The organism is Mucilaginibacter sp. Mucisp73, assembly GCF_059491465.1.
The window spans coordinates 2,085,379-2,110,001 of sequence record NZ_CP168507.1 but is presented as its reverse complement, the minus strand read 5'-3'; the positions used below and the strand labels follow the sequence as shown (position 1 = coordinate 2,110,001).

17 protein-coding genes are annotated in these 24,623 nt (G+C 43.0%); all 17 read right to left on the bottom strand.

The features are described from left to right. Nucleotides 1–25 precede the first annotated feature (25 nt). Nucleotides 26–799, bottom strand: coding sequence for a CPBP family intramembrane glutamic endopeptidase (locus ACEN82_RS09025; protein ID WP_413318720.1), 774 nt, complete (start codon nt 797–799; stop codon nt 26–28). 4 nt (nt 800–803) lie between these two features. Next, complete coding sequence (locus ACEN82_RS09020) at nt 804–1,622, bottom strand: CPBP family intramembrane glutamic endopeptidase (RefSeq protein ID WP_188832489.1); 819 nt, start codon at nt 1,620–1,622, stop codon at nt 804–806. A gap of 345 nt (nt 1,623–1,967) precedes the next feature. Then, complete coding sequence (locus ACEN82_RS09015; protein WP_413318722.1) at nt 1,968–2,780, bottom strand: PKD domain-containing protein; 813 nt, start codon at nt 2,778–2,780, stop codon at nt 1,968–1,970. A 36-nt stretch (nt 2,781–2,816) separates the two neighbouring features. Further along, a complete protein-coding gene (locus ACEN82_RS09010) occupies nt 2,817–4,250 on the bottom strand; it encodes a PA14 domain-containing protein (RefSeq protein WP_413318724.1) in 1,434 nt (477 codons plus the stop codon). Nucleotides 4,251–4,283: 33 nt separating this feature from the next. Continuing rightward, on the bottom strand, nt 4,284–5,984 hold the full coding sequence (locus ACEN82_RS09005; RefSeq protein WP_413318726.1) for an alkaline phosphatase family protein: 1,701 nt from the start codon (nt 5,982–5,984) through the stop codon (nt 4,284–4,286). Nucleotides 5,985–6,014: 30 nt separating this feature from the next. Next, a complete protein-coding gene (locus ACEN82_RS09000; protein ID WP_413318728.1) occupies nt 6,015–7,625 on the bottom strand; it encodes a DUF5008 domain-containing protein in 1,611 nt (536 codons plus the stop codon). Between the two features lie 41 nt (nt 7,626–7,666). Further along, entirely contained in the window at nt 7,667–8,389 is a 723-nt protein-coding gene (locus tag ACEN82_RS08995) for a fasciclin domain-containing protein (protein WP_167516112.1), read from the bottom strand. A 29-nt stretch (nt 8,390–8,418) separates the two neighbouring features. Further along, the gene (locus ACEN82_RS08990) at nt 8,419–9,942 is read right to left on the bottom strand and encodes a RagB/SusD family nutrient uptake outer membrane protein (protein WP_413318730.1); all 1,524 of its coding nucleotides are present in this window, start codon (nt 9,940–9,942) and stop codon (nt 8,419–8,421) included. Between the two features lie 11 nt (nt 9,943–9,953). Continuing rightward, nucleotides 9,954–13,100: a SusC/RagA family TonB-linked outer membrane protein gene (locus tag ACEN82_RS08985; RefSeq protein WP_413318732.1), complete on the bottom strand. Its 3,147-nt coding sequence runs from the start codon at nt 13,098–13,100 to the stop codon at nt 9,954–9,956. Between the two features lie 20 nt (nt 13,101–13,120). Next, nucleotides 13,121–14,251, bottom strand: a complete 1,131-nt coding sequence (locus ACEN82_RS08980; RefSeq protein WP_495644100.1) for a DUF5007 domain-containing protein — start codon at nt 14,249–14,251, stop codon at nt 13,121–13,123. 3 nt (nt 14,252–14,254) lie between these two features. Further along, the gene (locus ACEN82_RS08975; protein WP_495644099.1) at nt 14,255–15,364 is read right to left on the bottom strand and encodes a fasciclin domain-containing protein; all 1,110 of its coding nucleotides are present in this window, start codon (nt 15,362–15,364) and stop codon (nt 14,255–14,257) included. Nucleotides 15,365–15,375: 11 nt separating this feature from the next. Continuing rightward, nucleotides 15,376–16,884, bottom strand: coding sequence for a RagB/SusD family nutrient uptake outer membrane protein (locus tag ACEN82_RS08970; protein ID WP_413318736.1), 1,509 nt, complete (start codon nt 16,882–16,884; stop codon nt 15,376–15,378). Between the two features lie 34 nt (nt 16,885–16,918). Then, nucleotides 16,919–19,927 carry a SusC/RagA family TonB-linked outer membrane protein gene (locus ACEN82_RS08965; protein WP_413318738.1) on the bottom strand — a complete coding sequence of 1,003 codons (3,009 nt, stop codon included), beginning with the start codon at nt 19,925–19,927 and terminating at the stop codon, nt 16,919–16,921. Nucleotides 19,928–20,968: 1,041 nt separating this feature from the next. After that, nucleotides 20,969–21,217, bottom strand: a complete 249-nt coding sequence (locus ACEN82_RS08960; protein ID WP_090527418.1) for a DUF6755 family protein — start codon at nt 21,215–21,217, stop codon at nt 20,969–20,971. 34 nt (nt 21,218–21,251) lie between these two features. Then, nucleotides 21,252–21,788 (bottom strand): Rieske (2Fe-2S) protein, encoded by a 537-nt coding sequence (locus ACEN82_RS08955; RefSeq protein ID WP_413318740.1) that lies wholly within the window; start codon nt 21,786–21,788, stop codon nt 21,252–21,254. Nucleotides 21,789–21,796: 8 nt separating this feature from the next. Next, nucleotides 21,797–22,366 (bottom strand): 4Fe-4S dicluster domain-containing protein, encoded by a 570-nt coding sequence (locus ACEN82_RS08950; protein ID WP_090527412.1) that lies wholly within the window; start codon nt 22,364–22,366, stop codon nt 21,797–21,799. A 26-nt stretch (nt 22,367–22,392) separates the two neighbouring features. Beyond that, nucleotides 22,393–24,609: a molybdopterin oxidoreductase family protein gene (locus ACEN82_RS08945; protein WP_413318742.1), complete on the bottom strand. Its 2,217-nt coding sequence runs from the start codon at nt 24,607–24,609 to the stop codon at nt 22,393–22,395. Nucleotides 24,610–24,623 lie beyond the last annotated feature (14 nt).

Sequence of the window (24,623 nt, the reverse complement as noted above, 5' to 3'; positions counted from 1 at the left end):
GCCCGGCAACAAAAGATCAATTATGCTATCGTGATTGAACCGATCGTTTATAATAATAAGCGATGGCCAAACCGGCAAATAACGCGGCACCGACAAAAACGGACAAGCCTATAACTTCAGATAACGCTTCCCTGCCCGCCGCGATCCTTTGGGTAAAGATGCCAGCATCACCTTTGCCTCCCCAGCACCACTGTCCCATATTCCACGCTGTATGCAGGCCAAGCGGGAGTCCAATTCCTTTACTTTTAAGAGCCGCATAGCCAAATAGCAAGGCCCCGGTTCCTGAGCCGATCAACGCCATCCACCAGTTCATTCCTCCCCAGATGTGCTCAAAAACAAACAAGGCGGCAATAAACAATTGCGCTGAGCCTGCTCCGAAGCGGTCAGCAAGACTACGTAAAGCATAAGACCTGAACACAAGTTCTTCGCGGCAAGAGATCAACGTAAAAAGCAGCATATGCAGACCGATAACATGCGGATCAAAGGCGTTAAATTGAAGCTTCACGTAACCCATAATCATCAGTATGCCCGGTTGCAGGCATGACATCAGCAGCCCGGCGAGAAATCCGGTAATTATACGGCCCGGGCTTCCGTTGTAAGGAACAGTACCTGCTTCGGTTAGCGGTATGGCCCGCAGCCTGCAAAATATGATCACCAATAAAAAGGTAAAAAGCGCGGCGGTTGCCATTGCGATATGCGAGGCATATTTCTCTCCCAAACCTTTAGCCCAAAGATCGGATAAGATAAATACGCATACTGTCAAAACGTAGAACAGTAAAGTTTGCAAGATAACCTTCATGGTGCTAAATGGATTGAGGAGATGAAGTTAAGGGTACCGTGCTTATCCTCATTCTTTGTTTAAGTAACCACAAGACTGCCATTGTACATAAGACAACACCCAAATATGGGCCGATTATGTATAGCGAACTATAATGTTTAGGATCACCATCCACCGTGATAATCGTCCTCCCTGCAGCGCCTGCTGTTCGGGGGATCAACGCCTGAGCATAGTTCCATCCCACGTGCAAACCTATTGGCAGCGCTAAGTTGCGGGTATATAGATAAGCCATCCCGAACAAAACCGATCCCAACCCTGTCGTCAACATAGCCATCAAAATAGTTTGCATGTCCATTGTACTGTTTACATGCATCAAACCAAAAGGTATCGCAATGATGAGCTGTGCTTTCCAGGCTCCATAGTGACTGTTCAGCGTCTGGAAAGGATATCCGCGAAAAGCAAATTCCTGCACAAACACCGACCACAGGTTTGCCAAAAAGCACATCAGCAGGAACATGATGTCAGGCGACGAGTTGAAATGCCATTTGTCGCCGGTGAGATAAACGGTTATCATCGCCGTGACGATTAACATTAAAATGCCGCCCACGGTTCCGCATAGTAACTGAAGCCAATTACTGCTACACACCGGAATAAAATTTAGCGTCTTTAGTGTTTTCCCTTCTGCCCATAGCAACAGCCAGCTTATTAGCAATGAAACGGCCATATAAAAGGACAGATCATTTAACGCGGGAACAGCGTCTGCGACGAACCTGGCGGCGGTAAGCAAAACAAAATAAAGAAATACTTTTAGCCATGCCGGGAGATTACAAATGATGGTTTTCATGTTTTTTTTTAGGCAAATAGCATGAAAAGTCACCTATAAGGAAAAAATATCGACCAAGTAGTTCTTTTTTTCGGCAAATGCTACATTCCTGGCAATGAACGACACCTGGATTTTTTTCTAAATTGATTTACCGGCTGGTGATACAATTAGTAAAAGCAACTTAGCATAAGTGCTGATAATTGTCGGATAAGTTATGCTATTACACTTTATATGACCGAATACCTAAGAAATAAGCCCGGATACTACACTCCCGGGCCTTATTCCTTAAAAACTGTTGACCGGGCGAATGAACTTACATAACATCAGATCGAACATTCCATGGATCATTCTTACAAACAACCAATTTTACGGCTGCTTTTTATTAACCGTCCACTCAGCCATCTGGAAGTCACGACTGCCATTATTAGTCTTAATGCTTATCCTATAAAACTTATAAGCCACATTGTTATTAAAGTGATATAGGATGCGCTGAAAGCGGTTGGCAAAAACTTCGTTGTTCTTGCTGTGCAGGTTTATCCAGCGTATACCGTCCTCAGAACCCTGGAGGATCCATCCTTTTGGGTCACGATCGGGTGAGTCATTTGCCGATGTCATAGTATATGCTCCTGCAACGGCAGGTGTTTTAAGCTCATATTTCATCACCAGGTCGCCGGAGAACCCCGATTGGAAAAACTTGGTATTCGGATCGCCGTCAACCACTTTTAATGACCCCTCGTTTGCATTTGGGCCGCCCCCATTGTCGCGTGATACCGTCAATGTACCGCCTATGGTAGCAAAGTAACTTTCACCAACCTTGGTGCGGTCAAAATTAGGGTCGGCAACGTTCAATATTATTTCCCGGGCAGCTGAGTACCCCTGTGAATTTCTGGCCGTTAATGTTACGTGATATAAGCCATCAAAGGCATACCTGTGCTTCGGTGCTTTTTCTGCCGATGTGCTATCGTCGCCAAATTGCCACAGGATATCTTTATAATTGATGGATGTACTGGTGAACTGATAGCTTAAAAAATCAACGCTATCTGTCCGGGCTACTGTGAAACCTGCGATGGGTTTGGGCTCATCCGGTTCGGGTTGGGGTGCTGGCTTGTCTTTTTTACACCCGGCAAACAACAGGACTACTGTTGAAAATACCGAGATAATATGCAATGTTTTTTTCATGTCCTTAATTTTCATTGATCAATTAGCGTAGCTGGCTTAAGGGGCGGGGAATAACTGGCTTTGTGGTACTATTCTTCTGCCATTGATGCCGGCCGACGGAACTTCAAAAGTTAAACGGGCTCGCTGGCCACCCACGTTTTCGCGATGATCGGCTTCTATTTTATAGCGTTTACCGCGTTCCAAGAAAATTTTAGCAGTACGGCTATCCTTATCCCACTCGGTAGTGAAATCATTAATAATGGCCTTGCCGTCTATATATAATCTTGATCCGTCGTCCCATTCGTTCTGCCAGAACACGTATTCACCCCGAACGGGTGCAAGGAACTCGCCAGTCCACCTGGTGGAGAAATTATCATGGCTTATACTTGGTATAGCGGCTTGCCAAACCCCGTCATTAGGCCAATCAATAGTAGGTTCTATTTGTATAAGATCTGGCTTTCTGCCATCAAAATCAAGCAGTTGGTTGTTTGAAAAGTACTCCGCTTTTAAGCCTGTTCCGTTTCCGGTGATGTAAGAGTTATTATCAAGGTTAACCTCTGGCTCCACCAAAACGATCAAGTTGCTTTTTGTTGGATGCAAGATGTGTTTTGACGGATTAACCAAACTCACCACAAAACCAAAACGTTTATTGGCAACTATATTGGCATCAAAAACAGGCCATCCTATTGATAAGCGCACCACCGCTGTACTGGCGTTGGAATTTACCCTAATCAGGGTATCAATAGAAAATTGATCGGGGTTAAGTGCTATAGTGTTATCAGGCAGCACTTTTTTACTTACCAAAGTTGTAATGGTATCCATGTTTAATTTTACATGAACATTAAACGCACCGGCTGGTACACCTGCCAGGTTTATGGTTAATGGAATAGTAATACCTGCCGGTGATGTTGTATAGTTTTTTTGATAATCAACATCCATAATGCCACCGCCATTCAAAAGCGACACATAATGAATATCACTTTCTTTAATAAGCTTTTTGGTATCAAGCACCACCAGGATATTTGATTGCGATCCTTTGATTTGATTGCCCTTGCCGGGATCGGTAAGTTTAAATGCAAAAGCTACGTTTTTACCATAATTAGCCTCAATGGCCGATAACCTGACGCTGGCAACGGCAGTGGCGGTATCTGACCCAAATGCTACGTTGATTACGCCGGGATAATCAATTGCACCGGCAGGTAATATTACCGTATTTTTAAGGGTGCCATTTGCTACCAGTTTGGTTACCGTATCATTATTAAATGTTATACCTACCTGGAATGCTTTGGTTGCCGGTCCTGATAAGGATATTTTAAATGGAACTTTAACTATTTCGTTACCGGCAGTTGCATCACCAGTATTGGCTCCTGCGCCGGAAACGTTTCTGTCGGTGTTTTGAATTGGCTTCAGTTCATCAAGATCATTTTGCTTGCAGGCTCCCGCTATCAGGACAATTAACCCGATAAACAAGATATATCTGTATTTTTTCATCATCAAATAATTTAGTTTATAATGGTTAGCTTTTTACTGGTCAAGCCAAACGCGGCCATCAAGCCCCCAGGCCTGCCTGTTAGGTATTCTGAACCAGTTTATTATTTGTGCCGGGATATCTGCCGTTTGCGGAACAAATATGGCCAGTGCCCCTGCCGGCGGCGGGCAGATCAGATCATTAAAATCTTCCCATTGGTAAGGGCCTTTTAATTGAAAGTCGCGGGCTTGCGGGCCAATATCCCTGATCTTGTCGCCCTGGCCATCTGTGCCCGGCCAGTATGCTGCCAAAAAGGTATAATAAGGATGACCTTCGCTAATGGATGTTTCGCAGGCATAATTTCCAATCACGGCATCGGGTACGTCGACCTTGAAAAATCTGATGTCGGTTACATACACATCAGGTGTACCATGCCCGTTACCGTTTAAATAGCCCAACTTCAACGGGCTGTGGTTGCTTAAACTTCCCGATGCAGTTATCTCCAATTCATTATTGAAAACCCCGTCGGTGTAGGTTCTGATATATCGCTTGCCTGCGCGTATCTCACATTTAACCGAAAGGTTTTGCCATCTGCCTTTTTGAAGGTCGCCGCCACGGCATTGATGATAATCACCATCCTTAGTGCCCCGGTATTCAAAATACCAGTACGCGTCTTCGAGGTAAATTACCCAGCCAACTCCCGGGTGACCTGCTGACCACTCGGGTCTTTTACCCAGGATACTTGGCCAAAAGAATTTATCCTCATTCTTCTTAACTTTTAGCTCGATGGTGAACTTGGTAGTATCATCGATGTTAAAGATATCAGCTGTATCTATCTCGGCTCTCACCCCCGTATCTTTCAAACGTACTGTGCGCCCCAAATACCTGTTGCCGGTAAATGGTTTACCTATTATTCTTTGTTTATATTTTGGATTGTAATAGATAGTAAATGTATTGGCGGCGGTGTTACTGAAAACTGTATTATCGTTCTCGGTAACCGGGATATTGAATTTACCACCACCGCTCGACGCAATCACTACCAGCCAATCTTCATTGGCATAATTTTTCCTTTTTTTCAGGGCATTAACAATCTCACCTACATAACCGTCAAATTTTTCGATAGAAGCTTTGTACTGCGACGATGAATTGTCGAATCCGTATTTGGCACCTGCTTCTTTAATATCATTAAAATGGCCAACTATCAATTGTGCCGTGTCGGTATTCAGGTCATTAACTACAGCCGTTTTAATTTGCTCATCAGTACTATACAACTCGCTTACGGCAGCACCCTGTGTTAACTTATTTTTAAAAATAGCCGAGGAAGAAAAAGAAACGATTTTGGCATTTGGTCTTTCTTCTTTTATCCTTTCAAAAAACACAGGATAAGTGGCCAGGTTATTGCCGGCAAAATCATCCGACAAGATCTTGTGCTTTTCTTTTTTTACGCCGGTTAGCATATTGGCCCAGTTGCTTACATCGCGGGGCGAGTCCGGATCGCTCAATGCAACCCAACTGTAAATTGAACTGGGCAGTAATGCTTTAATATTAGGCACATTGGCGCTATTTACTGATGAGCCCCGTGCCCCGTCAACAATCAGGTACAAAACCTTACGTTCGCCGGATGTTGCTTTGGCCGTATCAGTATAATTTTTATCGGGCAGCGTACGTACAAAATCCTTATTACATGATATTGTCGCGACAGCCAATGCACAAATAATTGAAAAAATGATCTGTTTGTATTTTTTCCTGTTCTGCATTTCTTTATAGATTATAAGTTCAATTAAAATTTATTCGATGGTAACGCGTATAATATTGCTAACCTGAATGTTATCAAAACGGTCAAAACCACCAATCAGCAATAATGCCCGCTTACCATCAGTCGATTTGGTTTCAATGATATCAGACAATGTACCCGAAAATGGTCCGGTAGTATTGTAATTCCCGGCAAGTTCACCTTTGGTATTTAGTACCATGAAACCATTGCGGGTAACGTTATTATACTTTTTAAAGCTGCCGCTAACTACTACCAGTCCATCATTAAGCTGGCGGGCAAAACCAGGATAGCCTCCCTCAAATGTTTTAGCTACGAAAGTTTGATCAAGACTACCATCCAGGTTAACCAGCGCCATGCTGACGGCCGGTTTGCCATCGTATGTTCTGAAGATCCCTGTTATCAGGTATTTTTTGGTTACAGGATTGTACGTTAAAGATGAGATGCTATTATCGGTACCTGTTCCGGTTTTAAATGAATCATCAATGGTGCCATTGGGGCTCAAACGAACCAGCCGGCCCGCTGTTTTTTGGTCAAACGTGGTAAAACTTCCAAACAACACCAGTTTTTCCAGTTGATCAGCGTCGGTATGCATGTACGAGTCAACAGGGCCATTTGCCGAAGGCAGGCCTTTGTTTGTCGCTATGTTAAAACGATAGGTTTTGTCAAGTGTTCCATCCAGGTTAAAACGGGCTATTTGCCGGATCTCCGTACTGTCAAGAATCACCGTATCGCGGGTAAAATCATGATTATGTTCGGTATAAACCCGTCTTACATAATATCTGAAACTCCCTGTTGCCAGTATTTTGTTCTGATGCTTGTATATTTTAGATATATAGTCGTTAGTACCGCCGTTAAACTTCGGAAAATATTTGGTTGTATCTGTTTGGGATGGGCGCCTGTAGGTTTTTACGCCAATAGTATCAATACTGCCATCAACATTTAATGTGGTAATATTACTGATGTTTTCTGTGCGCTGATTGTAGCCGCTAAATCCTCCGGCTATCACATATTTTCCGCCGAGTTCTATTACTCTCGATAATGATCCGTTTGCTGCCTTACCCGTGCGGAAAGTGCGGTCAAATTCACCATCAGCCGATGTTCTTACAATGCGGTTAAGCGGGGTAATGATCCCTTTATTATCATAATTGGTAAACCAACCCAGCACCAGGTTCCGGCCATCGGCAAGAGGATACACCTGGTTTACATTGCCATTTGCTCCGGCAGTTGCCCGGAAAGAAGGATCGATATTAATTAATCCGGATACCTTAAATAGCGGCCCAAGTACTAACTGATCGTCAATTGCTATTGACGTAATACCTGTGCTGCCAAATGGTGGAACTTTTACCTTAATAGTTGATTCTGTTACCTCGGTAACCTGACCGGGTTCGCCATTAAACATGAACTTTATTTTGCCTTTATAAGGAATAAGTCCGGTGGCTTTGAATGTTACCTCGGTACCAACCGTCCCATTTGCCGGTGCAGGTATTGCGTCACGGCTAAGGATTACCCCCAACGGTGGCTTTCCTTCCCCGTAGGGGTCAGAATAAACTGTTTTATCCTTTTTGCAAGCTGCTATTATGAGCACCAGCAGGATAAACGTGATGATATAGTTAAATCTTCTCATATTCAATTTATTATCATTGAAAGAATATTGTTAATAATGTTTTACTCAGAATGGTGAAGGCCTGCAAAGTATATTTCCTCATAAAAGTCGTACCGGTTAAACCCAAAATAGGCTCCGTCATATTGCAGGGTATGTACTATCCCGTTCGTAGGTTTGATATCAGACGATGAAACCTTATTCCCGAAAACCACGTTTTGCGCATTATTGATGTCATAGATATAACTGATTACCAATGTACGCGGACCAATGTATTTGATGTTATTCGCGTCGTCATATATCACACCAATGTTCACCACATCGCCGCTGTATGAATAATAAAGCGCTCCGGGATACTGATTTTGCAGGTTAAAATCTATTTGCGGATAATCTTTAAGCCGGTTGATCCCCTTGAACATATACCGTTGCAGATATTTTTTCCATATGGCAGAGTCGATGTCCGACAGCTTTTTCACGGTATCACGACCGGCCTCGTACAAAAATTGATTTAAAGAGCCCCTGGTTTTGTAATCACCTATCGTTCTTTTTATAACATCATCGTCTGGTGCAAAAAAGGTAAAATCACTTTTACGGAATGTTTCTTCCATACCGGCCAGTTTTACGATCTGGGCAATGGTATCAAACGGTACTGCTTTATCCTGCAGGTATTGAAGCATATCGGCAGGGTAATCGGCCTTAGCTTTACCTCCGTCTTTATAATACTCATCGCGTTTACAGCCGGTAAGCACCAGTAAAAACCCGGCAAAAACAATAATTATATTTTTCATATTTCTTATCATTACTTTTTAGGAATAGGTTAATTACCTCCGTTAACCCAATACATGTTTAGTGACATAAATGGGTTATTGGCCAACGCGCTGCTACTGATTGGCCATGTCCAGGCACCGCGGTTAAATTTGTCCAGCGTCAATACGTTATATGACCACTCGCTGTTCATAATCCTGCGGGTACGCACCAGGTCAAAGTAATGGTGCCCCTCGCCCATCAGTTCCCGCGATCTCTCCAGGAAAATAAAATCCTTAAGGTCTTGTCCGCCGCCACCGGTATAGCGCGAAGCTTCGGCCCTGTCCCTCACTTTATTCACCAATGCAATAGCCTGGTCATCCTGACCAAGTTCGGCCAGTGCTTCCGCGCAGAGCAGTATTTCACCTGCGTACCTGAATATCATGAAGGTGTTGTCAGGATTGGCGTCCTCTTCGCCGGTTGCAAATGAGTTTTGAGCAAATTTGAGCATCATGAACTTTCCGTTATCGGCGTAGATGTCTGAGTTAAACCAGGTTGTAGCGCGCTTGTCAGCCGTACCCGAATATAGTTTCTGCATATACTCGGCCCTGAAATAGGCGAAGCTTATACGGTGCGTATATTCCGGCCTTTTATATGGATAATGCAGAAACATATCGCCAATAGGGGCAACATTGGTGTTCTGATCGCCATAGTTTATACTGCGATAAAACTCAAACAAACTCTCGTCCGACCGGCCTTTGATAACCGTAGCCCATTCATTGATGGGTAGCAGCCTGTAAGCATTGCTCTTAATCAGTTCCTGCCCATAATCGGCAGTTTCCTGGTAGTACTTGGTTGCATTGGGTTTGTCGAAACCGGCATTCCACATGTTCATGTTCATGATAAGCGCGATAACGCTGCCCCGGCTTGCACGTACCCCTTTTAAAGCCGGGTCAGAATAAGTCCAAGGCAAACCGTCCTTATATTTTTTAAGGTCAGCGATACACTTGTTTAAAACAGATACCATGTTTTCGCGCGGTAAAGCTGTTGAATGGTAAGCATCGGTATAATAAGGTACGTCGCCATAAAGCCTTACCATAAAGAAGTATGCAAGCCCGCGTATAAAAGCCGCTTCGCCCTCAAACTGCTTTTTTTCGCTGTCTGATACGCCGGGCACACCTGCTTCCAGTTTCGAGATGAGGATGTTGGCACTTTGTATTACCTGGTAATAACCTGTCCAGTCGGTGATGCGATAAAAATTGTAAAAATTCCAGGGCGGATTTCCGTTGATAAGCCCAAGCAGGTCATTCCGGCCTAACACCTCTACATATGCCCGTGCCGGCCCATTATCTGCCTGAGGTTCAGATAAAACCTCTCCCGAACGGTATTCGCCCGTAGCACCAATAAAATGCGTTTCATTGATCTTGCCAAAAAATGTTCTTGACATATCATAAATATTGGCCACAACGTCATCTTTCGATTGGTAAAAGTTATTCCCTGTTAGTTTATCAATGGGTTGTACGTTCAGAAACTTTTTACAGGCTGGTAAACACAAGCTTGCTGCCGCTGCTAAAATGTATATAACACTTTTTTTCATGATCTTGAGTTTTATTTACTTGTATTGAGTTCAATATTTAAACCTAAATTATATGTGCGCGGTACCGGGTACCCGCTTGATATATCCCGGCCCAGAGAGGTCACGTTTTCGGGGTTGGGGCCATTATATCCCGAAAATGTGATCAAGTTATTGGTTGAGAAATAAACCCTAACGTTATTGAACCCAAACCTTCGTACAAACTTTTTGTCAAACATGTAGGATAGTGTAACTGTGTTGATCTTCAGGTATGAGCCTTCTTCCTGCCACAAATTTTGATCGGAACGAAGTGGCTTTATCTGATTGAACCTCGAAAACGCATAGGGATTAGGATACTTGGATTGATCACCCGGTTTTCGCCATATATCCAGATCGTCCAATGGAACTGCTGCCAGCAGGGCATAAGGATCTTTCATGATCGACAACCTGTCTGATAACGCGTTATTTAATATCGTTCTCTTGGCGGTATAGGAGGCATAAATATTTAATCCAAAATTTTTGTAGTTGATATTTGTCGATATACCACCGGTAATTAAAGGTTGTGAGTTACCGGTTATCTCATAATCCCGGTCATCGAGGATGTAATCGCCGTTAACATCTTTAAACCTCGGGTCGCCGCCTTTAAAGGCAAGCCCACCGGTTTGATATTTTTTACCGGTTACAGGGTCTACCGGTACATCACCATCGGTTGAATAAACGCCCTGGTTAACCAGCAGGTAGTTTGACAATGTATTTTTACCTACCCTGAAAACAATGTGCTGATAGTTATTATAATCAAATTTGATGTATTGTCCGTTGTATTCGGCTGGTAACCTCAGCAAGTAATCGCGGTTAATGGCGCCGTTAAATGATACCGTCCAGTTAAAATCCTTGGCGGTTAAAGGCCTTACCGTTACCATCAGCTCATACCCATAATCGGCAATGGATACGTCATTGCTGGATTTTTTCTGAAAACCTGTACTATTAGGTAAAAACCTATCAAACAACAAGTTATCAACCTTTTTATAATAAGTGTCAAAAGTCAGGTCGACTTTACCCTGCAAAATCGTCATGTCAAACCCAAGGTTGTACTGCGTAGTTGTAGTAGGCTTTAATGCCGGGTTAGGCACAAATTCATAATTAATACCAATGGTTGGATTATTGTTGAAATTACCATTAAGGTTATATAAGCCGTAAATACTTTGCAAACTGCCTGTTGGTACGATATTTTGTCCCCAGGTTAACCTTAAACCTCCTGAAGTGAGCCAATCCCAATTTTTAAACCAGTTTTCCTTGTAGTAATTCCACCTGAAACCGGCTGCAGGATTTTTGGAATACGGATTCTCTAAGCCGTTTGAGGATGTACCATCTAAGCGGTATGATAACTCCAGTACATACTTCTTTTTATAATCGTAGTTAAAGGAGCCTGCGAATGAAGCGATGGTGGCATTTTTAAAGTTTGACAATACACCTCCGCCTCTTGAGTTATATGGGTCGGACCCTACTGGCCCCTGCAATTGATCATTAGGTATACGGTTTTGCCTGATGATACCGCTTTGGCCGCCTTGTTTATATATTTCATTAAACGTATTAATGAATATGGTGTGGTCGGCGCTGAATGTTTTGGCATAAGTAAGTGCGTTACGGTTGTATAATGTGAAATTACGGCCCTCATAATCATATACCTGCGCAAACTGAGCATTTGCAGCTGCGGGCGTGAAGGTTGATTCGGCATCTGAGGTATAATCATAACTGATGCTTGAGGATAGCGCCAATCCCGGTATAAACTCATAACGACCATCAATATTGGTACGGATATTTCTTGTACTGTTACTGTTTTGGGTTTGTAAAGCTGATGTTACGCCATCTGGTGAAAGATAAAACGAAGGAGGCGGCAGCAGCGTAGATGCCTGACCGTTTGAGGCCACTCCTTGTTGCAGTAAGCCCACACCATTGCCCTTAGCCTGGCTTCCCAACGAGCCGAACAATGAACCAAAGAACCTGAATTTATCATTCGGCTTAAACTCCATATTCATATTCAGGTTATACCTGTCGAAACCGGTGTTTTTGATCACGCCTTTTTCCGAATAAAGCCCCATGTTCACTTTGTAGTTAAAGCGGTCGTTGCCACCGTCTAAGGCTACGTTATGGCTTTGGTTATGTGTTGTGCCATAAAAAATGGACTGCCAGTTTGTTGAGTTATTCCAATATGCGTTCAAACTATCAGCCAGGAAACCGGTTTGCCCCAATTTCCTTAACTCATCAATAATTGTTGCATTGGATAATATCTGCTGAATTTTTGCCCGGCGTTCGGAATTACCACCCAGTGTTGCGCGCAGCTGTGGGACGGCGTTAACGAAGAAGTTGCCCGTATACCTTACCCGGGGTACTTTAGAATTTCCACGCTTGGTAGTTATAATGATTACGCCATAAGCACCCCTTGATCCGTACATGGAAGTTGCCTGCGCATCCTTCATGATCTGTATACTTTGGATATCCTCCACCGGGATCAATGATAACGGACTTACCCCCGGCCCCTGCGTTTGAAAACCAAACTCAGCAGCCTTATCCGCATCTAAAGGTACCCCATCAATAATATACAGGGGGGATGTAGGTTGCAGGAACGATTCACTGCCACTGCCCGATACACTCAGGGCTGATAAACCACGCACCTGAACGGAGCCCCTGAAACCTGGAGCACCAGTATTGTTCTGAACGTTTAAACCAGCTACTTTTCCTTGCAGCAGGTTTTCGACGTTTGATGCCGGCACATCCTGGATGTCCTTTTGGGTTAAGGTAACCGCAGCGCCTGGTGATGATTCTTTATTCCTGTTTTGGTAGGCCACAATAATTACTTCATTAAGGCCTTTTTTGTCTTCAGTCAGCGTTACAGTTATGTTTTTTTGCCCGGGTTCAAGTTTTACTTTTTCCGTAACAAAACCTACAAACGTAAAAGTAAGTGTGCTGTTAGCCGGTACAGAAACGGTAAACTTTCCCTTATAATCAGTTTGTATCAGGCCTTTACTGCCCATATAGATATTTACACCGGGTAAAATTTTATTGGTAGCTTTTTCAACTACCGTACCGGTAACCGTTATATTTTGTGCTTGTGCATGAACATCTGCACAGAATAAGATCGTGCAAACAGCAAGCACTATATAAAATAGTATGTGTTTTCTCATGGTGATAAGTTTTAATTCGGTTATTCGTCTTCAAACTTTGGATTGTCCTTCAAAAAATGGAACACTATCTCCCAGTCGCCTTTTTTGTATATAGCGAAATCTATCCCGAAGCTTGCCACTACCCTACTGCCGCCAAAACCAATTCGCGAATATTTAAATTCGGCATGGTCCCTGGTTCCTCCTGGGGCATATACAGTTGGTATTTCCACTAAAGGAATAGGATAGGCAACATCGTATTGTACATATGTTGCAGTTTTTTGCATGTTAAAGCCATGTACTATTTTATCCCAGGTAGTTTCGTTAAACAGGGCCGGATTCATCTCTACTGAGTCTTTGTTCAGAAACTTGAACCTTAACGAATTTCCCGTGCCACCGGTAAACGGACGGATATAAACCACCACATCCTTTTTATCGTCATTACTCTGCAGCGGAATGTCGGTTACCTGGCCTATTACCCCGTTTAAAAATGGCCTGATGTAGTTTCGGCTGGCCGGATTATAAGGCGTTTTGGGATGAGGCGCAGGCAGGCCGGAGTAAATGTTAAAGTCGTCAGAAGGTTCATAAGGGCGCTCGCGGAATGGGCGTACCTGCAGGTCGCGAATTATAGTACTGCCACCCGTGTTGGTTATCTTTATGTCAAAATAGCGCGTATCCTGCGGAAAATTGGTACTATCAGACGGCCTGGGCTTGATCAGCTCATTATTGGAAGAAGCCCACATAATAAACTCGCCCGATGAGCGCACTTCAAATAAAGGGTGATCTTCCAGCTTGCGTTTTGCCTCTATCTCGGCCAGGCTCTTTTCAAGCCCGTTATAGGGCGCTGTCCATACATAGGTTGGTCTTTTTTGAAAAAGATCTGTTACAGGCTTACCGTCACCAAAACGCGCGTTGATGATCTCAAACTTTAACGGTTGGGTTGAGTTATCTCCATTAAACCCGCCCATCAAAGTGGTTCGACCTAAAATCGGTTCAAAAACTTTATTGCTGTAGTTTACATTCGAACTCAGATAATCTTTTTCATCGGGAATGCCATACATCTTTTTGCAACTACTGAGCGCGACTGCAGCAAATAGTAGAGCTACAGATCCCATTTTTATGAATGTTTGCATCTCTTTTCGTTTTTTTAATGTATTGATATTTTGATCTTCCATGCCTTATTTTACTTTATTGATGGTCCATTCGGCCAGTTGGAAAAGGCCCCCGTCACGCAGCTCGGAAATATCCACCCGGTAGAATTTATAAGCGGTGGTGTTAGGGCACCTGAAAACTTTGGTCTGGTATCGCTCCTCAAAGAAGAAGTTGCTCCGGCGATCTAACTCCGTCCAGGTTTTGCCGTCATTTGAGCCCTCATAAGTCCAGGCCCTGGGGTCGCGTTCAGGTGCATCATTGGCAGATGTGAGCGTATATACCCCTGATACGGCAGGTTCATTTAGCTCAAACTGCATCCATAACCGTCCCTGAAGTTCGGCCAGGAACTTGGTATGATCGTCGCCGTCAATTACTTTTTTAGAGCCTTCGCCATTATCCGGACCGCCATTGTTATCTCTCAAAACGGTAAGCTTGCCACCTATCAGGGTCATTAGGTTTGGCGGTGGCGGAACAAAGGTTAATCGGGATACAAATTCATCAAAACCGAAAATGTGATCGGGACTTACCACATGAACAATACCATTTTTGGTGCTGATATTATTGGAGCCGGTAGTAGTGGTTGACCAGTTTCTGATAAACTTGCTGCGTTTGGTATTGCTGAACTCAATAAGATCAGGGCCGCCACCGGTAAGGCCGGAAGCTGATATTTTGGAAACCTTGCCATGCATAGGATATCCGAAACGTACGCTGAAAAGATCAAGCCCGTCCTGCAGCAGCAGGGAATCGGTTGTGCGTTTACCCCTGATAATATAATATGACACCATGGTGTCCAACTGTACGCCATCAATTTTTGCCAAAAACAGCGGATCTTTGTCGCTTTGCCTTCTTAATGTATTCAGGTTATTAATTGCCAGCTGAAAACTTGGATTAGTAACCGCAAAAAGGGTAACATTGCTGTCCATGAGCGTTTGCTGAAGTCCCATCCTGTTCACTACCACCAGTAATGAATCATATACACCGGGCTTGCTTTTTAAATACTCATAAGTATTACCCGCAAATTTTGAGTTGGTGCCTGTAGCATTATGGTAGCCGCCATCCTTTTTGCAGGCAGTTTGCAACAAGGCTGCAATCAACACCGGCGTTAAGGCACTCATATATTTTTTTAACTTTTTCATATATGATCAGTTTATTTCCAGAATGGGTTTTGAGTTAACAGGTTATTTTGGGCGATGAGCTTACGCGAAACAGGCCAGTAGATCCCCTGCGAATTGATGAGTTTCATGAATACCGGGTTGTTTTGCTTGATCTTGTTGTATCGTACCAGGTCATACCAGCGGTGACCCTCTCCCATCAATTCGCGATGGCGCTCCTTAAATATCAAATCAATAATGTCCTGGTTGCTGTCTATCGTAAGATCTCCCATCCCCCGGCGGGTCATGATATTAAAAACTTCATTTTCAGCCCCATTCACATCCCCTAAAACAGCCAGTGCCTCGGCCCGGAGTAATACGATATCCTCTATCCTTGTAAAGATCAAAGCACTGGTGAAGTATCGGAAGTTAGGATCAGAAACGCCCCCCAGTATCACTTTTATTTTACTAAAAATGGGGTACTTGCCATTGATATTGGTGAAGTACCTTTCGGTACGGGGCTGGCCAAGCGTATCTATACTAAAGCGCTCATCCTTTGGCAAGTCAAATATTTTCAGGATAGTATCTTTAGGCATGTAGATATCCGGCACTTTTTTATTCACCACAGGTTCGGCCAGGGTTAACTCTTCCAGGTGGCCTGTTACCGATCCGTCAATATGCCCCCAGTCAGAGTTAAAACCAAACATTTGGCTGGTGTTTTTATTGAAAAAGAATCCGTTTGATTTGGTCAGATCTTCTGTGCTTTGAAAATTGATGCCGCTTTTACCATAATTATCTTCAACAAACTTGGTATAGGTAGCTACATCGGTATAGTTACCTTGCCAGGCAGCCAAATGAGCCAGGACCGCATAAGCTGAGTTCTTCGTGGCTAAAGCACCTCCCCAGCGGGTAGCATCTTCATTATAATAATTGCCGGGCTGCTGCACATCGTTGTTACTGTATACAAACGGCAGATCGGCTGCGGCCTTAAGCATTTCCTGCTGCGCCCATACTAATATTTTGCTGCCGCTTTCGCGGGGTTGATTTTCAAACTTGCCATCGTGGGATGAGGTAATGAATGGTACATCTCCCCAAATCCTTACCATATAGAAATAGGTAAAGGCCCTTAAAAAACGCACCTGGGCAACATCAACTATCAAATAGTTTTCTGTGTAGCGCTTGTCGGCGGCTTTTACATCGCCAATACGTTCAAGGAAAATATTCGCAGCATTAATTATGGCGTAAAATCTCGTCCAGTCGCTCAAGGCCTCAACAGTTGGATATGAGGCGTTGAGCTGATTACTTGCAATTGCTTTCAGGTCCTGCCGGTTCGGACTAATAAATTCGCCTGTACGTACATCGCCATAAAGCCAGTGACCATCGTTGTCAGATAAGGCTGCACGGGTAAGTGCATACACTCCTAATAAGCCGGCACGTGCATCTTCAAGCTTATTCCACATGTTTTTTTCGCCCACAACCCTTGTTGAATCAATATCCAGTGTTTTATTGCAGCTTGTTATTGCCGCAGTAAACAGGATCAGGACGATACATAATGTCTTTTTCATTTTTACAACATGATTTTTGTGATCGTTTTTCATATCATAATTCCATTTTTACACCAAGGGTATATGTTCGTGGTATAGGCAGGCCATAACCGGTATCATAGCCATCATAATTCACTAATTCAGGGTCCTGACCGGTATAAGGGGTTATGGTGAACACATTATTTGCCGTGGCATATACATAAAACCTGGTTAGCTTGATTTTCTTTAAGCGCATTGCTTTGGTTAGGTCATACCCAATGGAAACGGTTCTTAATTTCAGGAATGAAGCATTTTCAAGAAAAAGGTCCTGATCAACGCGATATGGGATAACGGTACTCCATGGGTTATACAGTGGGTATTTGCCGTAGTCTCCGCGTTTTTCCCAAAATGTGATTTCTTTAACAGAGTTTACATCGCTGTTACCTTCCCGGTTAATAAAATCAAAGCGGTTGGCCATTTCCTGGTGTATCAGGTCGCGCCCCAGGTTGAAATAGAGATTGACATTTAAATTCCAGTTGCCGTATCTGAAATTATTATCATAACCACCTGAAATTTTTGGTAAAGCATGTCCCTTTAATACTTTATCGTTATTATCAATTACGTTGTCGCCATTGATATCACGCCATCTGGGATCGCCGGCATGCAGGGCGATGCCATTGTACTTAAGTGGTTGCCCATTTACAACTGGTATTTCGCTTTCCGATTTATAAATGCCATCATTTACCAGTAACCAATACTGATCAACCGGGCTGCCTACTTTTAAAAGCCTGTTATCAATAATGATCTGATTTAAGCCCCTTGGTAATGCTTTGAGCTTATTGATGTTATGATTTAGATTCAAAGAAGATGTCCATCCAAATTTTGTGTTCCGCATGATATTGGCAGATACAGATACATCTATACCGGTATTGTTTACAGCCATACCGCTCTCAATCGACTGCTTATACCCATACTCCGCAAAAGCGGGAATACCTATCAGCAAATTCTTTTCCTGTTTCAGGTACCAATCAACCGAAAGGTGCAAACGGTTATTAAGAAAACCGGCATCTGTGCCTATATTAAGCTGATTAGAATATGACCATGGTATGCCATAACCTATCCAACCGGTAGAGTAAGGCCTGGTAAGCACACCAAAAGCGTTATAGCCAGGCACGGTTAAGTTACCGGTATACCCTACCGATGCTGTATACTGAGGCCCCTGCGCATAGTTGTCAAAGGCATTAAGACGGCCGATCCTCCCTGCGCTTGCACGCAAAATAAGGTCGTTTATAATAGTGCTATTATCTAATACCTCCTTCTTAATGTTCCAGGCTGCAGATAATACCGGCGAATAGAACCACCGGCTGGTAGGCTGAGCATTTGAGGACCCATCAGCACGTACCGTTGCGGACAGGAAGTATTTTTCTTTGAATGAATAATCCGTTTTTGCATAAAACGAAACCAGGTTATGCTTGATCTTATCCAGAAAACGATAGGTCAATTCGCGGGGGAAGGCTGTTGAATTGAGATAGTTAGGGTTATCAGACCCGTCCGGGTTTTTCGGGTTTGAATCCAGGAGGTTTATCTTAATATAGTCATTCACTCCTTTGTAGGCATAGGCGTTGCTATACTTATAAATGTCCCATTGCGTTGATTGCCCCAGTTCAAAATGGAAATCGTTCACTTTATTTACCGTCAGATCATAGGTTGCCCTGTTATCTGCCATTATCCTTTGGCTAAAACCAAAGTAATTGGAAGCATAGCTGTTGCCCTGCAAAAGGGTACGCGCATAAAATACATCGCGGTAGCCTTCATTATAATCTAAATTGAAGGTGGTTACGAATTTAAATTTCCCGAGATCGATACCTATTTTGGCATAGCCGTCAACAATATTTGTTTTGTTGTTATCGAAGCCTTTTTTGTACTGCGCCAGGTAGTCGGCATAAAATTCTTTGTTTGGTGGTAGCGGGGCGCTGAGATCTGGAAAATAGTTGATCTGGGCAAATCTGTCGCGTAGATATCTGTTTCGTTGCCTCTCAATCCGGTTGGCGTTTACCATAGCCGAAAAAAGAAGCCATTTGATAGGTTTCATATTAATGTTGAACATGGCGCTATATCGGTTTAGCACTGTTCCATCAGCAACACCATTATTCTTCAGATCCCCCAATGAGAAACGGAAGTTAGCACGATCTGTACCCCCGGAAATACCGAAGTTAATACCATAAACTGCAGCATTACGATAGTAAAGATCGCTCCAGTCTGATTTCCCGCTATAAACATTGTTTAATGAATCGCTTAGGTAGATAGGATAGTTCTCATCATCAGAGTATCTGCCATTGGTAGTATAAAGGTCGTAAAAACGCTGTCTGAAAGCATTTTCATACTTACCGTTTATAGTGGTTACATGCGGCCGCTGTGCCAAACCTATATACGAATCAAAAGTGATGCTTTTGGCAGCGATAGGAGTTTTAGAGGTTAATACAATAACTCCATTAACAGCGCGGGGCCCATAAACCGCCGTGGCCGACAGATCTTTTAACACTTCAACCGAGGCTATATTATTCATATCAATACCAGCAAATGGGTTGGTGGCTGTTCCCATCCTGTTATAGTTATATAGCTGTATATCATATGCAAACGGGTGTTCTGTTACAAGCGGAATACCATCCAGTACAACCAGTGGCTGCGATTGGTAAACATCCCTTGGAGAAAGAAGCGGCATGGGCGCCCCTCTCATAAACATATTTTGAACGGTACCGGGTTCGCCCGAAGGTTCCTGTATATACAGCCCTGCAAATTGCCCTTTTAACAATTGCTGCAGGGAAACAGCCGGAAATTTGGATAGGTCATAAGGCTTTTTGATTACACTATCTGCAAGCTTATTATATAGGGTATGCTTGATAATAATATTTATACTATCTTTTAATAATGAATCTTTTGCCGTTGTATCCTTACGGATATAGGTTTTATAAAAGACAGAACGTTTTACTTTGCTTTTTTTACCCTCATTCCCCTTAGCTAAGCCTGTAAGTGCATTTGTGGTTATTGCTGCGAAAACCACAAAGCACAGCCATAAGTATCGCATAATGAATGGATCTTTTAGATTGTAAAATAATTTTTGATTTAACGGGCCATGTGCTTTTATGCCTGCAAACGAGTTATGCAGATGACATGCACCTTTAGATTAAGTAGAATGTAATTCTTTTTCCATAGCGCTGATTTACAAGCGAAAAGAACAGAAATCAAAAATAACCGGCAGGAATATTTTTGATAGCGGCGCATAGTTATACACCCTCGGGTTTGCCATCAAAAATGACCATACCCAAGCGTTCTTTTCACTTTTGGTGATTAGGTTAATTAATAAAATTTTTGATACCTAAAATCTCAACAAGAGATTTTTTCGAAGGATCAAGCCTGTCAGATGATGGGCTTCTGAAAGATGTGGTACAGGTAAATCATGTTTTTCATGTCAGTGATATTGGTTAATTTAATGATTACATAAATCTCAAAACAAGCAGTTCAGGTAGCTTAAACGATTAAGTAATAAAGTATTTTTCACAATTGGTTTTAACAAATATAATTAAGAAAAACGTTTTACCAAGTAATATCAAAAAAATAATAAACTTTTATTATTTCAAATAGCAACAATCGATCCCTATTGAAAAAATGACAAAAAAAGTAACAAAAATTTTAAGTTTTTTTACAAACTATCAATAATGCAGCCGGTAAAATCCTGATAAAATGTTAAAAAATCATGCTCCAGCCAATTAAAATCAGCCATAAAATGTAAGAATTACATTTTTAGTTAGGTACTGCAACCCACACTTCATATTCTGGCCCCCGGCAATCGGTCTTTTCCTTTCTTTATTTCCATGTTGCTTGTTCACTTTCTGCGAGTTAAGTCTATCAGGATATAAGCTAAACACCGCTTCCCGGCGTCGCCATCATTCACCTTTGGAAATATTAAAACGCGGGGAGATTAGGCCGGACAGACGGACATCCACCGGTAAACCAATCATGTATACATTGATAAGATTTAAAAATTTATAGCTACAGGAATAGCATGCCAAAAAATTAAATAAAAACCGGGTAAAAGATAAAATTATTGTAATGGGGTTATAGCATCTTATTTTGTTACTCTTGGGCCCGAAGGCAAAAAATACAACCAGCCAAAACCGATTAAGAAAAGAATTGATGAGGCGATAAAAGATGGGAAGGCTATATCTGTATTTTTTTCCAACGCGTTATTTAGCGCGGTGTACAATAGCCATACCTGGATACTCACATTTAATATCAGGATCATGATCAATGCCAGCATGAGTGTGTTGGTTTTATTAGGATGTGCCTGATTTTGGGCTTCGCGGAAATTACTCATAACTTAATTATAATGTTTGTAAAGGCTAATGACCTTATGATCTGGATTGACGATTCGGATCTGGTTTGTCGTTATCAGGTTTAAAATCTTTGACGTATACTTCTTCCCCTTTAATCACTACAGTTAAACGGGGTAACGGCCGGGGCGGTGGGCCGGCAAGCACTTCGCCGGTAAAAGCGTCGAACAAACCATTATGACAAGGGCATTCAATTTTTCCGCTGCCGGGTTTATAAAAAACCGCGCAGGATAAATGGGTGCATTTTTGTTCGTAAGCCCTAAACTCATCATTTTCCATACGAATAAGGATATAAGGAATAGTACTGCCATTGATCACAAAGGAGCGGGTCCCTCCTACCGGAAGTTCATGCTTCTTACAAACAAAGTGTTCACCCACGATTTTATCCGGTGGAAAAAAATTAGCTTTTACGGCAACATACCCGCTTCCAACGGCCAACCCACCAGATACGAGGCATAAAAATTTTGCAAAATCACGTCGGCTTACCTGGGTAGATTCAAGCTGATAGACCGGAAAATCTTCTTTCCAGTGATTATCCTTTTTATCTGTGGCCATAAATAATGTCAGTCTATAATTAATGAAGTACTTCCTTTGGGCATCATGATGTTTACTTTGGTGCTCACACTTTCTTTTCCGAAAATAAAATTGTTAACAGGAGTACTGTTTGGGCGCATCTTTGCAATTTCTTCTCTTGTACCATAATACAGTGCCTGTGTTGGGCAAACGGTGGCACACATCGGTTTTTTTCCGGCGCTGGTTCTGTCGTAACACATATTACATTTCATCATCAGGTCATAAGCCTCATCTTTTTTAGGGACGCCGAAAGGGCATGCCATTACGCAGTTTGAACAGCCTATACACCGTGCTGTATTGGCGGTGTGCACTACGCCAAACTCATCTTTCGTTATAGCATCTGCCGGACAAACGTTAGCGCAAACAGGATCGTCACAATGCATACAAACCTGTACGGTGGTTTGTACGGTAACGGCGCGATCAATATAATTGACATGGATCATAGATTCGTGACCGTTTGTTTCACACTCTGAACAAGCCATTTCACAGGCTTTGCATCCAATACATCTTTGCATATCTACAAAGAATTCCTGTTCTGTTCTGTAATTGGTTACGGGCATATCTTATAATTTCGGGTTACAATTTATTAAATACTCGCATACGCGCCTGACGCCGTTGATGGCGGCGATATAACACCCAAGGGCTTTAGGTTACAGGCGCAAACTTTAAACTCCGGGATTTTTGATACCGGATCAAGTGTTGCCGGGGTAAACTGATTTGCCGACTTTTTGCCAGGCCAATGGTAAGGCAAAAAAACAGTGTCGGTGCGGATAGTCTCTACAATATTTGCAGGAAACTCATCTGTACCTCGGCGGGTAGATACCTGCACCAGTTCATTTTGTTTAATTCCATATTTCCGGGCAAGTTCCGGGTGTATTTCTAATTTAGGTTCAGGATACAAATCAACCAGTTTACCTATCCTGCGGGTTTGCGTTCCGCTCAGGTATTGTGATACAACCCTGCCGGTTGTTAATATTACCGGGTATTCTTCATCTGTAATTTCACCGGGATCCCGGTAAGTCACCGGGTTAAAGTGGGCTTTACCGTCGGGAGTCGCAAATTTTTTGTCTTCCCATAAGCGCGGTGTACCCGGATGATCCAAAGTAGGGCAAGGCCAGAAAACGCCCATTGTGTCTTCAATTTTTTGGTAAGTAATACCATAATAATCCGCAGTGCCGCCTTTTGAAGCAACCCTTAACTCATTGAATAACTCTTCGCTGTTACGATAAGTGAATTTATCTTCGGCACCAAGTCTTTTTGCCAATTCCAATATGATGGATGTATCACTGCGTGCATGTCCCGGCGGGTTCACGGCTTTTCGGATCCGAACTACACGGCCTTCGGCGGTAGTAACCGTTCCTTCCTCTTCTTCCTGTAACGATCCCGCCAGAATAATATCAGCATGACGGGCGGTTTCATTCATAAAAAAATCAATGCAAACATAAAACTCCAGTTTCTCCAGCGCTTCGCGCACATAATTATTATTAGGCAGAGAAACCAACGGATTAAAACAAATAGATAGCAGCCCTTTTACTTCGCCCCGGTGAATGGCCTCAATAAGTTCGTAGGCGGTGTAACCTTTGCCGGGCATATCTTTTTCATCAATCCCCCAAACCCCGGCTATATACTTTCGGTGTTCAGGATTGGTAATATCACGATTTCCCGGCAGCTGATCACATTTGTGGCCATGCTCTCTCCCCCCCTGTCCGTTTCCCTGGCCTGTAATAGTACCATAGCCGCAATATGGCTTACCAATACGGCCGGTTGCCAGGACAATATTGATACAGCCAAGCACATTATCTACACCTTTTGAATGATGTTCAATACCTCTGGCGTGTAACAAAAAGCTTGTTTTTGCTTTGCCCCACCATTGTGCTGCCAGTTCAATTTTCGCTTTTTCAATACCGGTAATTTCTTCGGCCCATTCCAGCGTGTAATCCTTAACAGCTGCCAATGCCTTATCAAAATCTGTGGTATGGTTGTCAATAAAATCATGATCGAGCATATCATGATCGGCCAGGTATTTAAGTATTGCGCCGTACAAAGCGGAGTCGGTTCCGGGCCTGACCGGTAAATGCAGATCGGCGGTCCTGGCCAGTGGAATTACCCTGGGGTCAACCACGATTAATTTTGCCCCATGGTCCCGCGCACGCCAAACCCAGTGTGTTAAAGTCGGAAAGGTTTCGCTGATGTTAGCGCCCGCTACAATAATCACTTCTGCCTTCTCCAGGTCGGCATACGTATTTGAGGTACGGTCGAGTCCGAAAGCTTTTTTATTTCCGGCTCCCGCGCTAACCATACATAAACGACCATTATAATCTAAATTGGCGGTTTTTAATGCTACCCGCGCAAACTTGCCCATCAGGTAGCTTTTTTCATTGGTAAGCGAAACTCCCGACAGCACAGAAAAAGCGTTCTTTCCGTATTTTTCCTGTATCCGTTTTATTTCAGCCACGGTTTTATCCATCGCTTCATCCCACGAAACCGGAGTAAAGCCTACGCCTTCATTGCGTTGTAAGGGCTGTAAAATCCTGTCTGGATGATTGTTCTGCATATATCGTTGTACGCCTTTTGGGCATAAACGTCCCTGGTTAAAAGGAAACTCTTCCCAGGGATCAAAACCAACCACTTTATCATTTTTAACCAATAGCTTTATACCACACTGCATTCCGCAGAAACAGCAGTGTGTTTTTACCGCTTTATCCGGCTCATCACGGCCGGCAAAACCTTCGCGGGGAGGATAATTTAAATGCGGGCCAAACTGTTCTATAAGCTTTTCGGGCGAAACTGGTAAATGGGCCATAAATTTGTATTCTA

Excerpts from the sequence above, each read along its gene's own strand:
- ACEN82_RS09025 (WP_413318720.1), bottom strand. The coding sequence starts at position 799 with ATGAAGGTTATCTTGCAAACTTTACTGTTCTACGTTTTGACAGTATGC.
- ACEN82_RS09020 (WP_188832489.1), bottom strand. The coding sequence starts at position 1,622 with ATGAAAACCATCATTTGTAATCTCCCGGCATGGCTAAAAGTATTTCTT.
- ACEN82_RS09015 (WP_413318722.1), bottom strand. The coding sequence starts at position 2,780 with ATGAAAAAAACATTGCATATTATCTCGGTATTTTCAACAGTAGTCCTG.
- ACEN82_RS09010 (WP_413318724.1), bottom strand. The coding sequence starts at position 4,250 with ATGAAAAAATACAGATATATCTTGTTTATCGGGTTAATTGTCCTGATA.
- ACEN82_RS09005 (WP_413318726.1), bottom strand. The coding sequence starts at position 5,984 with ATGCAGAACAGGAAAAAATACAAACAGATCATTTTTTCAATTATTTGT.
- ACEN82_RS09000 (WP_413318728.1), bottom strand. The coding sequence starts at position 7,625 with ATGAGAAGATTTAACTATATCATCACGTTTATCCTGCTGGTGCTCATA.
- ACEN82_RS08995 (WP_167516112.1), bottom strand. The coding sequence starts at position 8,389 with ATGAAAAATATAATTATTGTTTTTGCCGGGTTTTTACTGGTGCTTACC.
- ACEN82_RS08990 (WP_413318730.1), bottom strand. The coding sequence starts at position 9,942 with ATGAAAAAAAGTGTTATATACATTTTAGCAGCGGCAGCAAGCTTGTGT.
- ACEN82_RS08985 (WP_413318732.1), bottom strand. The coding sequence starts at position 13,100 with ATGAGAAAACACATACTATTTTATATAGTGCTTGCTGTTTGCACGATC.
- ACEN82_RS08980 (WP_495644100.1), bottom strand. The coding sequence starts at position 14,251 with ATGGAAGATCAAAATATCAATACATTAAAAAAACGAAAAGAGATGCAA.
- ACEN82_RS08975 (WP_495644099.1), bottom strand. The coding sequence starts at position 15,364 with ATGAAAAAGTTAAAAAAATATATGAGTGCCTTAACGCCGGTGTTGATT.
- ACEN82_RS08970 (WP_413318736.1), bottom strand. The coding sequence starts at position 16,884 with ATGAAAAAGACATTATGTATCGTCCTGATCCTGTTTACTGCGGCAATA.
- ACEN82_RS08965 (WP_413318738.1), bottom strand. The coding sequence starts at position 19,927 with ATGCGATACTTATGGCTGTGCTTTGTGGTTTTCGCAGCAATAACCACA.
- ACEN82_RS08960 (WP_090527418.1), bottom strand. The coding sequence starts at position 21,217 with ATGAGTAATTTCCGCGAAGCCCAAAATCAGGCACATCCTAATAAAACC.
- ACEN82_RS08955 (WP_413318740.1), bottom strand. The coding sequence starts at position 21,788 with ATGGCCACAGATAAAAAGGATAATCACTGGAAAGAAGATTTTCCGGTC.
- ACEN82_RS08950 (WP_090527412.1), bottom strand. The coding sequence starts at position 22,366 with ATGCCCGTAACCAATTACAGAACAGAACAGGAATTCTTTGTAGATATG.
- ACEN82_RS08945 (WP_413318742.1), bottom strand. The coding sequence starts at position 24,609 with ATGGCCCATTTACCAGTTTCGCCCGAAAAGCTTATAGAACAGTTTGGC.